This is a genomic window from Candidatus Chlorohelix allophototropha (genome assembly GCF_030389965.1).
In the GTDB taxonomy this organism is placed as follows: Bacteria; Chloroflexota; Chloroflexia; order Chloroheliales; family Chloroheliaceae; genus Chlorohelix; species Chlorohelix allophototropha.
Genome location: NZ_CP128399.1, coordinates 1,177,502 through 1,192,335 on the forward strand (window position 1 = coordinate 1,177,502; position 14,834 = coordinate 1,192,335).

Consider the following 14,834-nt stretch of genomic DNA (forward strand, 5'->3'; position numbering starts at 1 on the left):
AGCGAAACCTCCCCGCATTTGGGGAGGTTTTTTATTGGACTTTGCGCTTCAGGCTAAATTTCTTACTACGCCCCTTGTCCTTTTGTTCTTCTACGGCAGCAGTACGCTCTGGCTAGAAGAAGTAGCACGGAGAGAAACGGATTTTACCAAGTTGGCAGGAGAGTCGCCGTAGGCTGCTACGGAGTAACTGCCATTCTTATAGTAGCTCATCATCCAACTTTTATTTGGAACCAACTTGATAGTAAAAGAACCTTTATCATTGGTGGTAAAATCTAACGAACGCCCTTTAGGTTCAAAACCGTTGGCAGTTTTAGTCCAGCTTTCATCTAGCTTCACCTTAAGACCTGAAAGCGGCTTGCCGTTGCGGTCTAACACCGTCACCGTCACATCCTGAGAAGCTTCCAGCTTATTCTTAGCATCCTGACCTTGGCTGGTAATTCCGAATTTATCCACCAATTCTTGATAACGGGTGATAGCGTTAGCATAATCCTTATCATCGTTCAGCTTATTAGCCAGCGCCAGCAACACACGCGGTTGAGCATCACTGGCTTGCTTGGTGAAATCCACCTGATCGCTATAATCTTTCAAAATAAGGCGATAGCGATCTAGCGCGTTCTGAAAATCGTTATTCTTCTCAAGTTGCTGCGCCCAGTTAAAATAAGAACGGGCTAAATTCGTGCGGAACTGGGCAGTTAAAGGTGGGTTCGGATAATATTGCAACGAACGCTGATAAGTTTTAATAGCGGTTTCAAACTGCTGCTGGTTAAACTGGTCATCGCCGTATTGTAAGTGCAGATTGGACAGGCGCAACTTTAAATCGCTGGTTACATCTACCTTATTGACCACATAGGTCAACGCCTTTTCATAGTTATCAATGGCTTTTGGGTAATCTTTGGCGGCTTCCGCACTGCTACCTTGTGCCATCAGCGCCTCTCCAAGCAACCCCTGTAATTGACTACGGCTATCATAACGCCCGTAAGCAGTAAAAGCAGGAGTAAGTGTGGCAATTAAGTCGCTATAATTATTTTCTGCTAACAGTTTCTTGCCATTAGCGGTGTAACAATCCACAATGGCGAGATTATAAGCACCTACATCGTTGCCATACGCAAAGTTCAAATCCAACTTTTTCAGAGCTTGTTCATAATCACCCTGCGTCAGCAACATTTTACCCCACGCCAAATACGCTTTGGAAATATAGGGTTTCAGGTCGGCTTGCACGCCGCCATACAGGTCAATGGCGCTCTGGTAAGTGGCTACCGCCTTATCGAATTCACCGTTATCAAATTGTCGGTCACCTACTTGGAAAATAATACCCTGTGCCTGATAGCGTGCCTTATCAATGGCTTCCGAATTTGAGCCGTCCTTAACCGTGTCATCGTATTTTATCAACGCTTGATCGGGGTTTTGCTCAAAATCCTCAAGGTATAAGCCCCACTCCAGATAAGCTTGCCCGATGCTCTTACGCGCTAAATCGCCCTGTCGGATTCCCTTATACTCAGGTGCAGAACCGGCACGATAAGCGACAATGGCTTTTTCAAACTGTTTGTCCTTTAGTAGCCCATTGCCCCACAACAAATACGAATCGGCTATGTTAAGGCTTCGATTGTTTTCTATGCCTTTGCGATATTCGACTATTGCCTGCTCGAAATTACCTTCTTTCTTAAATGCGTCAGCTTGTAAGGTATGTACCGGAGTTTCACTCAATATACCTGCTGCCCCAATCGCCACGAAAAAAACCGCCAAGATTAAATAGGCAAGCCCATTAAAGCCCAGAAAAGTGCGTTTGCGAACCAGCGTAATTAAAAAGCCAAGCACACACGCTCCGGCAATAACAGCCGAAACCCAGCCGGCTTGCCCCAAGCCCGAAGCAGCATCCTGTCCGGTTAGAAAAACCACCGTAAGCGACACCAGCGCGATAGTAACCAGCGTCATAGGTACCCAGATAGGCATCTTGGGCGGTTTCTTAGCTTTGGGAATAATAATTATTTCTGGAGCAGTTGCAGGTTGCGTCATATTTCCTTAGTCAAATTAACAAAATTGTATGATTATAAAACAAAAACATCGGGCAGATTATTCTCCCCGACATTTATTTTACCACAAACGCTCTAGCCTTTATTTTTTCAGTGTGTGTTTAACATATTCCTGGATAGACTCAAGTGATTTTTGGCTTGCCCAGCAATCAATCACCGCTTTATCAAATTCTACGCCTTCTTCGCGTAATCGTTTAAGTACCGGAGCGCGCATTTGCTGCTTGGTCAGTGCAAAAGCCTCCGCCGGAAGCGCCGCCATCTTCTCTGCCACACCGATAGCATATTCCAGCAATCTCTCCGGTTCTACCAGCCTATTCACCAGACCAAGCGAGTAGGCGCTCTCCACCGGAAAGGTTGCGCCACCGTATAGCAATTCTTCAAAATGCTGCGGGTCACACACAAAGCGCATAATTTCAAACGCAATCATCGGGAAAGGCACGCCCACCAACAGTTCCGGCACACCAATGCGCTCCTCGTCCAACGCCATTACCTTGTAATCCGCTAAACATGCCAGCACACAACCACCCGCTACGGCATGCCCGTTTATCGACGACACCACCGGTTTTGGATAGAAAAAAAGGGTTTCATATAACTGACTTAAAACCGGCAGAAATTCTCGGATGTAAGGAGCGCCACCGGATATTACGCGCTTTAAATCCACCCCTGCCGAGAAAATCTTCCCCTGCCCGGTTAGTACCAATGCCCGTGCATCGGATTCGCGCAACTCTTCCAGACAGCGCAAGAACTCCTGACAAAATTCCAAATCCTGAACATTCGCCTTGCCATACTTGATATGTACTACATCCACTACTCCGTGGCTTACAATCTCGATCATCTCCATGCCCTCCTGGCATATATCCGGGTAGAACGGGCTACCCAACCCAAAACTCTTACCGAAACTGAAGCCCCGCCACCCGCTTATAACCGCTTAGCCGGGACGAAAATTCTTCACTTTTCATTTTACCTGAAATCCTCGCCCATATTGCTTTGAGAGTCAACCAGAATAACCCTAGCAAGGTCAGAAACTTTGCGGCGAGGCGAAAAGGTAAAGGGTGATGCTTCTGGTAAAACAAAGCGCGACTTTTATGAAGTTGGAAAAACATCTCATCGCGAAACTGGCGGCTGCTTGCCCCGGCATGATGTATTATTTGAGCGGATGGTACGCAAAATATCTCCCAGCCTGCTTGCCTGACCCGGTAACACAGGTCAATTTCCTCCATATACATCCAGAACTGCTCATCCATAAAACCGTTCTGTTCGATTACGGTGCGATTGAAGAGCATGCAAGCCCCTAGTGGGAAATCTACCTTGAAGGGTGCCCCCTCGAACATCCAACGCGGGTACCGCCCGTTCAAACCGCTTTCAGTGAAACGCCAGTTGAGGGGAATAAAATCAAAGAAGATTTGCCATAAACTTGGAAATTTGAAAACACTGTGCTGGAATGAACCATCAGCATATAATAGCGAAGGCGCTACCACTCCGGTATTTGGCGTGCGCTTGCTGAAGTCCAGCATTTTCCAAATGGAATCGCCGATAACCTCCGTATCGGGATTGAGTAGCAGAATATAGTCCCCTTGCGCCTGTGCATAGCCCTGATTATTGGCAGCGGCAAAGCCCCGGTTAGCGCTGTTCGCCACCAACTTAACCTGCGGGAATTCCTCCCTCACCATTAAGGGGGTAGCATCTCGGCTGGCATTATCAACCACAATAATTTCAAAGGTATAATGCGGATGCGGATTAGAAAAAACCGAGGCAAGACATTTGCGGGTCAGATTTACGGTATTGTAACTAACCACAATTATTGAGAGATCCATGCTGCTTCGTTTATCTCAGAAAAGCTACGGCTTGCTTCGCCCATTCAAAAGCCGGTCCGGCTAGAATGCCCAGCGTAAGTGTGCCAATAGATGTTACCATTAATACAAAGACCAATGCCCAACCGGGTCGTCCTTCTACTACCTTGCGGGTACTGTCACCAGCCATATACATTTGTACCACAATCCGAAAATAGTAGAAAACGGCAATTACACTGGTTGCTACCCCTACCAACGCCAGCGCCAGATACCAACCACCCGCTTGAACCGCCGAACCGAATACCAGCGCCTTACCGAAGAAACCCGCAGTCGGTGGAATCCCACCCAGCGAAAGAAGGCATACGGTCATTACGGCAGCAAGACCGGGGTGATTTCGTGCTAGTCCGGTAAAGTAGCTGATATCCTGTCCTTCTCCACGAGGACCTTCCAACGCCAATATCACTGTAAATGCGCCCAATGTCATAAGCGTATAGGAAAATAGATAAAACAGAACGCCCTCTCGCCCTAACGAATTGTCAGAAGCAATACCCACCAGCAAGTAACCCGCTTGTGCAATTGCTGAATAAGCCAGCAAACGTTTTACGCTTTGCTGTGAAAGCGCCATCATGTTGCCAACAATCATTGTCACGATTGCCAGTACGAAGATAATCGGCTGCCATTGCAACTTAATGGGTTCCAGCATTCCGGTATAGACTCGCAAGAAAGCGGCAATAATCGCGGCTTTAGTGCCTACCGCCATTAATGCGGTCACGGGTGTAGGAGAACCCTCATATACATCGGGTGTCCACATATGGAAGGGCACGGCGGAAACCTTGAAGGCAAAGCCCACCGACAGCATTCCCAAGCCCACCAAGGCTAATATGCCATAATCGCCACTGACTCCATTTTTGGTGAAGTACGCAGCGATGCCATTAAATTGAGTAGTACCGGAAACTCCGAATAATAGCGCCATACCGTATAGCATAAAGGCAGTGGCAAAACTACTCAGCAAAAAATATTTAAACCCCGCTTCGTGACCACGCAAGCTACGTGGCAAGAAACCCGCCAGCACATATAACGGCAGCGAGAACAGTTCCAGCGCTACGAAAAATACCATCAGGTTAAGGGAAACTGCCAGCAACCACATCCCGGTTATGGCTGCCAGCATCAGCGCGTAATACTCGCTGCGTGCCTCAACCCCGATGCGGGAAAAGTAATCGGGCGATGCTAGAATCACCAAAGCACCCGCGCCGAATATAAGGGCAGCCATATAGCGGCTCAAATCATCCGCCGCTACCATACCCTGAAACGCCGATGCTTTGTTATCCATCAAGGTGAACGCACTGGCAACGGCAGCCACTAAAGTGATAAAGCTGAGTATTGCCAACGCATTTTTCTGCGATTTTGGCAATATCAAGTCAGCTAGCAATATCAGCAAGATACCGCCCGACACAATCCATGCGGGCCAAAGAGCACCCCACTCGATTTGACCCAGTTTATCCAGTTCGGCTTTATCTATTTTTACCTGATACAGCGCGTTAATTGCAGACAATCCCATAATATAATTTTCTGAAATAATAAGCTTATTTAAGCAGCGTGCTTACGCTACCGTCGAAAATACTTGTCACCAGCGCCGGTGCAAGCCCAAGCAGCACTATTAAAGCCACAAGCGGCACAAACACTAGGTACTCAACCGGGCGCATATCTAGCGCTTTTGCCAACGCCGGAACTTCATTTTCAGCGCGAGGTCCGTGCCAGATTAACTGGAACATCCTGATGCTATACCACGCCGCCAACACAACGCCCACCGCGCCGATTACCGCATACCATGCCGAAGCTTGCCATGCCCCCCCCAATATCAGGAATTCACCCGCAAACTGATTCAAGCCGGGTAAACCCAGCGAAGCAAGGCTCAAAATCAGAAAGAGCGCTGCCAGTCGGGGCATACGACTTTGCAAGCCTGCCATCCCCGCCAATTCGGTAGTTCCGGTGCGATTGGAAAGAGCGGTTGCCGCTAAAAACAGCGCGGGAGTGGTGATGCCATGATTAATCATTTGCAACACCGCGCCGTTCACCCCCTGATTGTTCAGAGCGAATAATCCTAGCACTATGAAACCAGTATGGCTGAGACTACTGTAAGCCAGCAAACGCTTCAGGTCGGTTTGTCCTAGCGCCGCCAACGCCCCATAGATAATACTTGCAAGGGCGAGAATACAGATTAAAGGCGCAAAAGTCTGCGAAGCTGTCGGAAACAGAAATATACCAAAACGCAAGAAACCGTATGTTCCGGTTTTGCTCATCACCCCTGCCAGCACAATGGTTACCGGAGTGGGCGATTCAGCGTAAGCATCCGGTTGCCACGCTTGCAACGGAAACAGCGGGACTTTTACGGCGAAAGCAGCCGCGAAAGCCAGAAACAGCCATTCCTGCGTGCTGCGATCCAACCCGCCAATGCGCTCCTTTAATACCAGTAAATCAAGAGAAGGTTGCCCACCCGCCGGAACGGTCAGGAAAGCCAACGCTAGCATCGCTACCAACATCAGCAAGCTACCCACCAGCGTATATATTACGAAGCGTATCGCGCTTTTCACCCGCTCACGAGTGATGCCCCAACGCCCAATCAGAAAATACGCTGGTATCAGCATTACTTCCCAGAAAACGTAGAAATTGAGCAGGTTGGTAGCAGCAAAAACGCCGAGAATCCCGGTTTCAAGGGTCAGCAGCCAAGCTCGGAAATAGTTGTGACGACCTTGTATTTCACGCGCGCTGAAAGCCGCTACCAGACTCACAAAAGCGGTTAAAGCTATCAGCCACGCGCTGATTGAGTCCACCGCAACCTGATAGTTCATGCCTAACGGTTTGAGCCATTCCAGCTTTTCGCTAAAGGCAAAACCGGAGGTCGATCCGTCCGCAAAGTTCAGTAGCAGCCCTACCGCTATCGCAAACACTACCAGCGACCACACTACGCTCAACCAATAGGAGGCTTTTTGAGGCAGCCGCAACGCCAGCAACAGCAAGGCACCTACAAATGGTAGGAATATTATTAGACTGAGTAACGGAATTTCAATCATGCTCATTAGTTATTTCACCGCTGTATTGCCGCTACCAGCACATATGCCAGCAACGCCACCGCGCCTACCAAAATTCCCAGCGCGTAATTTCTTACATAGCCTGTTTCAGTTTTTCGGATTAGCTTACTACCCGCCCAAAGGCTGCCACCGATGCCCCAGTCCAACGCTTCCGCTACATCCTTATCCGCCTGTTTGGTGAGTAACTTGCTCACCCACACCACCGGAGTAGCTACCACCGCATAATAAAGTTTGTCGAGATACCAGCCGTTTTGCAGAAATGCGGCAAAACCTCTTACTTCATTAGAAGGTGCAACCCGTTCCGCTCTCCCGAAAATTCCGTAGGCTATAAACCAGCCGATTATCGCTGCTCCCACCGCGCCGATCACATTTGTCCATTCGATTGTCTCGTAAGGGATGGAGAGCCAACGCGAGGGAGTGGTTGCACCAAAATCGTGAGCCTTTTCAAACCACTTTTCCAGCAAGTTGTATGCGCCCGGCACATACACAAAACCGCCCACCACCGATAATGCGCCAAGTACCACTAAGGGCAGTTTCATGGTTAGCGGTGATTTGTGCGGATGATAGTTCTTTGCCTTCGGTCCGCTGAACACCAGAAAGTACAGCCGGAACATGTAAGCAGCAGTCATTATTGCCACTAGCAACGCCACCCAACCCAGTATAATATGTCCGGTTTCGTTTAAGCCAAAGCCCACCTGCGCTTCTTTCCCGCCAAACAAAGGATAAGCGGCGAAAATTGCCTCTTTGCTGAAGAAACCGCTAAACACCGGAATACCGCTGATAGACAACGCGCCGATTAAGAATGTCCAACGCGCCAGCGGCAATTGCTTGCCAAGCCCGCCCATTTTGCGTATATCCTGCTCGCCCCCGATGGCGTGAATGACCGCACCCGCCGAGAGAAACAGCAGCGCCTTGAAAAAAGCATGGGTGAGGAGATGGAACATCGCCGCTTCGTACGCGCCCGCGCCCGCCGCCATAAACATATAACCTAGCTGACTCATAGTTGAATATGCCAGCACTCGCTTAATGTCAGTCTGGGTGATAGCGCAAGTGGCAGCATACACGGCTGATGCCGCCCCGATTACGGGTATAGCTATCAACGCTACCTCAGAGTAGGCAAAGATGGGATGCGCCCGCGTTATCAGATAAACCCCGGCTGTAACCATAGTTGCGGCGTGTATAAGAGCCGAAACAGGGGTTGGACCTTCCATCGCATCGGGAAGCCATGTATGCAAAGGCAATTGTGCCGATTTCGCCACTGCCGCAATCAGCAACAGGATTGACGCAATATCGCGCCAACCTCCATCGGCGGCAAATTCCGCCCCCCGGAAAGCGTTGTAATAAGTAGCCGCTCCGGTATTAAGGATTATTACGAAGATGCCCAGCAGCAAACCCACATCGCCGATAGTATTCATCACCAACGCTTTGCGCGCTGCTTTAACCGCACTCGGCTTGTCCTTGTAGAAACCGATGAGCAGAAACGAGCTTAAACCTACCCCTGCCCAACCTACCAGCAGGAAAATAAAGTTGTTGCTTGTTACCAGCAACAGCATCGAGAATACGAATAGGTTCATGTAGGCGAAAAAACGGCGATAATCCGCTTCCGGCTCGCCGTGTTCTCCGGTCATATAACCGATCGAATAGAGGTGGATGAGGAAGCCGACTCCGGTCACGATGAGACACATAAAGACCGAGAGCGGGTCTGCCAGCAAGCCAAAACTGAATTTCCAGTTTCCTGCTTGCGTCCATGTATATGAAAATACATCTTTAGGGTCATATACGGCGGGTATAGATGCCAGCGCCGCGAGAAAGGCAAAGCCCACCGCCGCACATGCCAGATATGCCGCCCCTTTTTCACTTAAAGAATTTCCCAGCAGGGCAATCGCCAGAAAGCCCAAGAGGGGAAACAGTACTACCAACCCGATAGCTTCAGCCACAAAATCCTCCCAGAAGCGCCGCTTATTTACCCATCCATCGAGTGGACATCATCCACGTCAATCCGGTTGCGCTTGCGGAACAAACCCACAATAATTCCCAAACCGATTACTGCTTCTGCCGCCGCCACCGTCAGCACCATCAGCACAAAAATATGTCCTTCTTCGGTGCCGAGGCTGGCAGAAAAACTGATAAGCGCGAGATTTACCGCGTTCAGCATCAGTTCGATAGACATAAACTGTACGAGGGGGTTACGGCGCAGCAACACGCCCATAGCCCCCACCGCAAAAATTACCGCACTAATCAGCAGCCCGAATGTTACATCACTCATCAGGATTTACTTTCTTTTCCCAAGCACCACCGCGCCGATTAACGCGACCAACAACACCAACGAGGTCAGTTCAAAAGGCAACAGAAAGCGGGTGAACAAGTCTATACCGAAGGCTTCCACCGAGCCAAACGAGCCGTTTGTGCCGTCAGTTGACACAAAAACAGGCTGTGTCTTATTGAAAGCCGCCAGAAACGCTCCCACCAGCATTGCCCCTAGAAACAGCCCAAAGCTGATAGTGGCAGCACGTTGCATACGCCGCTTGTCTCTAAAAATATATTCACCTTCCGGGTTGAGCAGTGTTACCACGAAAAGGAATAATACCAGAATCGCGCCCGCATATATAATCAGTTGAGCCGCAAACATAAACTGGGCATGCAGTAGCAAGAAAAGAGTTGCCAGACTCAACAGGTTTAACAGCAACATCATCGCGCTGTAAATCGCGTTCGGCATGAGTACTACCCCCAACGCGGAACCAACTGCTATAACACCCATCAATAACAGAATGACCTGTTCCATTCTAAGTTATTCTTCCTCCCTTTGTCCCGGCAAGCTCTTTGGCACAGCCTGACCCGGTGGAATGAGTGGGGCTTCCTTGCGTAGCGGCTTGGGAGTATCTACCTGACCGGACGCTTCCGGCACAAGGTTTCCCTTGCCAACCGCTGCCGCCGTGGTGCGCCAGCCATCGAATAGTCCTTCAAAATCAGGGATTAATGCCTTGGCTTCGGGTGGTGGAGTAGGTTCCCACGCCAACGCCGCGCCTCTAGTGGCTGTCCCTTTAGGCTCTATAAGATCTTCCTTGTTATAAAGCATCTTTTCGCGAGTGTAGCTGACCAGTAAATTATTGCTTTCAAGAGTTATAGCGCCGGTTGGGCAAGCAGCCTGACAATAACCGCAGAAAATGCAGCGCAGCATATCTATCTGGAAAATTCGCGCATGCCTTTCGCCAAACGAAACCGGTTGGGTAGGATCATTTTCTTCCGGTTCGATATAAATCGCATCTGCCGGGCAAGTTCCGCTGCAAAGCATACAGGCAATACACCGTTCCAAACCGTTTTCATAGCGGTGCAACACATGTCTGCCGCGCTCGCGGGGCGGTAACTTGCGCATATGTTCCGGATACTGCACCGTAAGCGGCTTGTGAAAGATATTCTTGAGGGTAATACCCATACCTTTAAAGGTATTAACCGTAACTTTAAACGGATTCGCCATTACAACACCTTTTATTTGAGAGTTTCAGGTTATAGCCCAAAACTTATATAGCTTAAGAAACCAGTGCCACTACTATGCTGGTAATTACAAGGTTCAAAACCCCCAAGGGCAAGAGCCATTTCCAGCCTAGTTGCATCAAGCGATCATATTTCAAACGCGGTAAGGTAGCGCGCAACCATATAAATCCAAAGAGAAATACCAGCACTTTTAGCACAAACCATAGTGGACCCAACTCGACAGGCAAGAACCATAGCGGGGGTTGCCAACCACCTAGAAACATTGTGGTGGCGATGCTGCTAACCGTGACCATATTGATATATTCTGCCGCAAAATACATCGCAAAGCGCATACCACCGTATTCGGTGTGATAACCTGCAACCAGTTCTTGTTCCGCTTCCGGTAGGTCAAAGGGAGCGCGGTTTACTTCTGCCACTGCCCCGATACAGTATATGATGAAACCGGGTATTTGCAGGAATACAAACCAGACCGTTTTTTGTGATTCTACAATGTCATTCATGCGGAGCGAGGAAGCAAGGATTATAACTCCTAGCAAACTCAAGCCCAAGCTCAATTCATAGCTGATTATCTGCGCAGACGAGCGGATAGCGCCCATCAGCGAATATTTATTGCCGCTACTCCAACCGCCCAGCGTAATTCCGTACACCGCCAGCGAAGAAATCGAGAGGATAAACAGGATACCAATGTTAATATCGGCTACCCAGAATTTTGCCCCGAATATTTCTAGCGATGCGGGACCAAGCGGTATCACAGCATAAGCGGTAATTGCCACTATCAGCGACAACATAGGCGCAATATCATAGAGCGGGCGTTGCGCTTTTTTTGGAACGATGTGTTCTTTAAATGCCAGCTTCACCCCGTCTGCAATCGGCTGTAGCGTACCAAATGGACCTACCCGGTTTGGTCCGTAGCGGTTCTGCATGCGTGCTATTGCCTTGCGCTCAAACAAGGTCATATAAGCAAACGCACCCAACAACACGGCTGTAAGAATAAAGGCTTTTATCACAAATTGCAGAAAATCAGTCCAACTCATTCAGGTCTCCCTGCTACAAGGATTTGGAAGCGAGTTCAGCCCGCCCGCTAATTATGCCCTGCTCGCCAAGCGCCTCATAAGTTAAGCCGGCAAAGGCAGGGATTGTCTTTGTAATCTCGCTAAAAATATCCGCAATACTCAACGCAGGGAGTGCTTTACCCAAACGTGATGACATTTCGTATATTATCGCTATATTGGGCGCAGTACCAGTGATGGGCGGGATGGCAGGCTCTATTTTCTGCACACGCCCTTCCAAATTGGTAAAAGTGCCTTCGATTTCAGCAAAACTGGCAACCGGTAAAACCACATGCGCCAATTGTGCCGTCTCACTCATAAACATTTCCTGCACTACCAATAGTTCAAGACCTGTCAGGCTTTCTGCCTTGCCACCGTATAGCGCTATATCAGTAAGGGGGTTTGTACCCATCACCATCGCGGCTTTCAAATTGCCTTCGCCCCTTAGAAACCCGCTATAGCTCAGGCTGCTTTTGGCAACAGCGGAGATATTGCGCGCGCCCACACTGTTGTTATCCTGAGAAAGCGCCCCCAAACCAACTCCGGGTTTGCCAAAACTTCCGGTTGCTTGTGCTAGTTGTACCAGCATCTCAAACAGCTTTTCGTTACCGGGAGCAAGGGTGTCGGCTTCATCAAACCAGATTGCCACCTCACCTGCCGCCTTGAGAGTGGACATTATATCCGAATTCGGCTTGCGTAATAATTGCTCCACCGTCTGCGCCAGTTTCCCAGTTTCGACTGTCTCAATTTTAGTGGCATAGCGGCTTAACGCGCCGGGGTTTCCACCCAGAAATAGCAACTTAGTGCCGTTTCGATGGGCTTTTTTCAGGCGCAGTTCGAGAATCGGCTGTCGCGCGCTGATGTCCGCCCCTACCACCAGAATTGCGGCAGCTTTTTCCATTCCGGCAATGGTTGCGGTCAAGTATTGGGGAAGGTCGGCAGTTGCATATTTCCCGAAATTTCCACCCCGATAAACCAGCTTATCCGTCCCGATAGTTTCAAGGGCGAAACGCTGTAAGGTGAAAATCTCCTCATTGGTAGCATGAGAACCGGGTAGCACCGCAACTGATTGTGCCCCATTTGCTTTGATAATCTCGCCCAACCGTTTGGCAAGGTAATCAAACGCCTGTTGCCATGTAACTGCTTCCAGTTTACCGTTGGCGTTTCGCACATGAGGAGATTTGAGTCGCTCACGGTTGTGGATAAAACCGTAGCCATAGCGCCCGCGATCACACAACCAGCCATCATCAACTGCTTCATTGTCACGACTCATGAAGCGCACCACCTCGCGACTGAGGCGAGTATCAATGGTGATATTGCAACCGACCGAGCAATGAGCACAAACGCTGGCAGAGTGACGCAATTCCCACGGGCGGGCTTTAAAGCGATAGGTACGCGCGGTAAGCGCCCCCACCGGGCACATCTCAACGGTGTTGCCCGAAAATTGTGAATCGTAGGCTTTGCCGGGAACGGTAGAAATTTCGGCTTTCGCCCCGCGTTCCGCAATAATCAAGCCTTCATCCTGAACAATTAGTTGCGAAAAACGAGCGCAACGTTGGCACATGATACAGCGTTCGCGATCCAGCACAATGGTAGGTCCAAGTTCAACCGCCTTATCAAGGTGGCGTTTGTGCTCGTGGAAGCGCCCGGTTCCCTGCCCAAATTCAACCGCGTAATTCTGTAAATCGCATTCCCCGCCCTTGTCGCAAATTGGGCAGTCCAACGGGTGGTTGATCAGTAAAAATTCCATCACACCGGAACGGGCATCGCTGGCAAGTTTACTTTCAGTGTGAACCACCATTCCCTCCGACACCTGCGTAGTACAAGCAGCCATCGGTTTGGGCATCTTCTCAACTTCCACCATACAAATTCGGCATGCGCCCAAAGGAGGCATTTTCGGATGGTAGCAATATATAGGGACAAAGATTCCAGCATCTTTAGCAGCTTGCCAAATAGTTGCGCCTTTGGCAGCAGACACCGTTTTGCCGTCAATAGTGAGCGTTATTTGCTCAGACATTTCAAATACCTATCTATAAAATTTTCAGCCCAATATAATTTAATACAGTGGCATATTATCTTACGGGCAGCCACTATATGCAATTTGTTATTTGATTATTGTGCAAAAGCGCCACCTGCAAACCTGAATAGGTTAATACTCCTAGAGTATAGGCGTCTGCGCTGAAGCCAATAATAAATTTAGTGTAAATTTTTGGAATATCTCCAGTGAACTGCTTTTGTATTCGCACTATTATATACACAAGTTACAAAATTCGCAATATTGCAGCTTGTATTTCAGTTGATAACCCCATCTGTTAAGGATTTTATATTTACTTTTAGGGTTATAATAGATAATAGCGAGACTAAGAAATTTTTGTGGAGCAAAATGAAATGGTGAGCAATACTAAAACTGGGGATAATCCCTTAAAATTCCGTGAGGTGCAACGCTTCATGCAATGGTGGATTTGGTTATTATTATGCTCAATTGCTGCAATGATGTGGATAATGGCATTTGTACAACTGGTATTGGGCATCAAATTGGGCAACAAACCTGCACCCGATTTCATACTGGTAGCTTTATGGCTTGTATTTGGAATTGCTTTCCCCTACTTCTTCCTGTCAAACCGTCTGATAGTAGAAGTGCGTGGGGATGGTATCTATTATCGCTTTACCTCTTTGCAATTTAGGTTTCGGCAAGTCCAATTTGACGAACTGGCAGCGGCACAGTTGCGCCAGTATCATCCGCTACGCGAGTATGGTGGTTGGGGAATACGTCTTGGCAAGGGCAGCATTGCCTATAACGTCACTGGCAATCGGGGAGTAATGTTGGAACTGTTGAACGGTAAAAAGATTCTGCTCGGTTCGCAACAACCCGAAGAACTTTTACAGGCAATCGAACAGGGGCGAAAGGGTTAAAACAAAAAAGAGCGTGGGTCGAACTTTTTGTCCACCACGCTCAGATCTAACTATTTTTTATGACCAATCATCTTGACCTCACCGGAAGTATAATATACGCCGGATTGGTCTTCTGGATAATAGGGCGGGCTTGGTATCTCTATGCGTTCCGTATATTTCTTACGTCGAAAAAAAGCAATAATATAAGGTAAATTAACCAACGCCAATATCAGCAAGCCTACAAGAATAATTGTTAGTTTTTTCTGCCTCATATACGATCCTCGTAACATTAGAAAAGTAAATTTTATCACTCTTTTCATTCTTACTATACTAACCTATTGCCATAATGACAAGGTACAAAAGGCTTATTTGAGTTTCCTCTTGTTATACATTTCGGTCAGGAAAACAATAAACGCCAATTTTTAAGCATTTCTTACAACTTACTTTACTAATATCTAACATTTGTAAAGATTTTCTTCATTACAATTAGCA

13 protein-coding genes are annotated in these 14,834 nt (G+C 48.4%); 1 reads left to right on the forward strand and 12 read right to left on the reverse strand.

Translation table 11 applies throughout. From position 1 onward, the window contains the following. Positions 1–90: 90 nt before the first annotated feature. From OZ401_RS04970 to nuoG, 11 genes are all read right to left on the reverse strand, one after another. Positions 91–2,013 carry a tetratricopeptide repeat protein gene (locus tag OZ401_RS04970; protein ID WP_341469603.1) on the reverse strand — a complete coding sequence of 641 codons (1,923 nt, stop codon included), beginning with the start codon at positions 2,011–2,013 and terminating at the stop codon, positions 91–93. Positions 2,014–2,112: 99 nt separating this feature from the next. After that, on the reverse strand, positions 2,113–2,865 hold the full coding sequence (locus OZ401_RS04975) for an enoyl-CoA hydratase/isomerase family protein (protein WP_341469604.1): 753 nt from the start codon (positions 2,863–2,865) through the stop codon (positions 2,113–2,115). Positions 2,866–2,920: 55 nt separating this feature from the next. After that, complete coding sequence (locus OZ401_RS04980) at positions 2,921–3,844, reverse strand: glycosyltransferase family 2 protein (protein ID WP_341469605.1); 924 nt, start codon at positions 3,842–3,844, stop codon at positions 2,921–2,923. Between the two features lie 10 nt (positions 3,845–3,854). Then, positions 3,855–5,378, reverse strand: a complete 1,524-nt coding sequence (locus tag OZ401_RS04985) for an NADH-quinone oxidoreductase subunit N (protein ID WP_341469606.1) — start codon at positions 5,376–5,378, stop codon at positions 3,855–3,857. 25 nt (positions 5,379–5,403) lie between these two features. After that, the gene (locus OZ401_RS04990) at positions 5,404–6,897 is read right to left on the reverse strand and encodes a complex I subunit 4 family protein (protein WP_341469607.1); all 1,494 of its coding nucleotides are present in this window, start codon (positions 6,895–6,897) and stop codon (positions 5,404–5,406) included. An 8-nt stretch (positions 6,898–6,905) separates the two neighbouring features. Next, positions 6,906–8,846: an NADH-quinone oxidoreductase subunit L gene (gene nuoL, locus OZ401_RS04995; RefSeq protein WP_341469608.1), complete on the reverse strand. Its 1,941-nt coding sequence runs from the start codon at positions 8,844–8,846 to the stop codon at positions 6,906–6,908. 26 nt (positions 8,847–8,872) lie between these two features. After that, a complete protein-coding gene (nuoK, locus tag OZ401_RS05000) occupies positions 8,873–9,175 on the reverse strand; it encodes an NADH-quinone oxidoreductase subunit NuoK (protein ID WP_341469609.1) in 303 nt (100 codons plus the stop codon). 6 nt (positions 9,176–9,181) lie between these two features. Continuing rightward, the gene (locus OZ401_RS05005; protein ID WP_341469610.1) at positions 9,182–9,691 is read right to left on the reverse strand and encodes an NADH-quinone oxidoreductase subunit J family protein; all 510 of its coding nucleotides are present in this window, start codon (positions 9,689–9,691) and stop codon (positions 9,182–9,184) included. 6 nt (positions 9,692–9,697) lie between these two features. Next, positions 9,698–10,384 carry a NuoI/complex I 23 kDa subunit family protein gene (locus OZ401_RS05010; protein WP_341469611.1) on the reverse strand — a complete coding sequence of 229 codons (687 nt, stop codon included), beginning with the start codon at positions 10,382–10,384 and terminating at the stop codon, positions 9,698–9,700. Between the two features lie 52 nt (positions 10,385–10,436). Further along, the gene (nuoH, locus tag OZ401_RS05015; RefSeq protein WP_341469612.1) at positions 10,437–11,435 is read right to left on the reverse strand and encodes an NADH-quinone oxidoreductase subunit NuoH; all 999 of its coding nucleotides are present in this window, start codon (positions 11,433–11,435) and stop codon (positions 10,437–10,439) included. Between the two features lie 13 nt (positions 11,436–11,448). After that, positions 11,449–13,467 carry an NADH-quinone oxidoreductase subunit NuoG gene (nuoG, locus tag OZ401_RS05020; RefSeq protein ID WP_341469613.1) on the reverse strand — a complete coding sequence of 673 codons (2,019 nt, stop codon included), beginning with the start codon at positions 13,465–13,467 and terminating at the stop codon, positions 11,449–11,451. A 371-nt stretch (positions 13,468–13,838) separates the two neighbouring features. On the opposite strand from nuoG, the gene OZ401_RS05025 reads away from it, so the two are divergent. After that, entirely contained in the window at positions 13,839–14,363 is a 525-nt protein-coding gene (locus tag OZ401_RS05025) for a DUF6141 family protein (RefSeq protein WP_341469614.1), read from the forward strand. A 50-nt stretch (positions 14,364–14,413) separates the two neighbouring features. Here OZ401_RS05025 and OZ401_RS05030 read toward each other — a convergent pair whose 3' ends face one another. After that, positions 14,414–14,614: a hypothetical protein gene (locus OZ401_RS05030; RefSeq protein ID WP_341469615.1), complete on the reverse strand. Its 201-nt coding sequence runs from the start codon at positions 14,612–14,614 to the stop codon at positions 14,414–14,416. Between the last annotated feature and the right edge of the window lie 220 nt (positions 14,615–14,834).

What these genes read in the sequence shown, in the direction of transcription:
- OZ401_RS04970 (WP_341469603.1), bottom strand. Translation starts at nt 2,013, where the DNA reads ATGACGCAACCTGCAACTGCTCCAGAAATAATTATTATTCCCAAAGCT.
- OZ401_RS04975 (WP_341469604.1), bottom strand. Translation starts at nt 2,865, where the DNA reads ATGATCGAGATTGTAAGCCACGGAGTAGTGGATGTAGTACATATCAAG.
- OZ401_RS04980 (WP_341469605.1), bottom strand. Translation starts at nt 3,844, where the DNA reads ATGGATCTCTCAATAATTGTGGTTAGTTACAATACCGTAAATCTGACC.
- OZ401_RS04985 (WP_341469606.1), bottom strand. Translation starts at nt 5,378, where the DNA reads ATGGGATTGTCTGCAATTAACGCGCTGTATCAGGTAAAAATAGATAAA.
- OZ401_RS04990 (WP_341469607.1), bottom strand. Translation starts at nt 6,897, where the DNA reads ATGAGCATGATTGAAATTCCGTTACTCAGTCTAATAATATTCCTACCA.
- nuoK (WP_341469609.1), bottom strand. Translation starts at nt 9,175, where the DNA reads ATGAGTGATGTAACATTCGGGCTGCTGATTAGTGCGGTAATTTTTGCG.
- OZ401_RS05005 (WP_341469610.1), bottom strand. Translation starts at nt 9,691, where the DNA reads ATGGAACAGGTCATTCTGTTATTGATGGGTGTTATAGCAGTTGGTTCC.
- OZ401_RS05010 (WP_341469611.1), bottom strand. Translation starts at nt 10,384, where the DNA reads ATGGCGAATCCGTTTAAAGTTACGGTTAATACCTTTAAAGGTATGGGT.
- nuoH (WP_341469612.1), bottom strand. Translation starts at nt 11,435, where the DNA reads ATGAGTTGGACTGATTTTCTGCAATTTGTGATAAAAGCCTTTATTCTT.
- nuoG (WP_341469613.1), bottom strand. Translation starts at nt 13,467, where the DNA reads ATGTCTGAGCAAATAACGCTCACTATTGACGGCAAAACGGTGTCTGCT.
- OZ401_RS05025 (WP_341469614.1), top strand. Translation starts at nt 13,839, where the DNA reads ATGGTGAGCAATACTAAAACTGGGGATAATCCCTTAAAATTCCGTGAG.
- OZ401_RS05030 (WP_341469615.1), bottom strand. Translation starts at nt 14,614, where the DNA reads ATGAGGCAGAAAAAACTAACAATTATTCTTGTAGGCTTGCTGATATTG.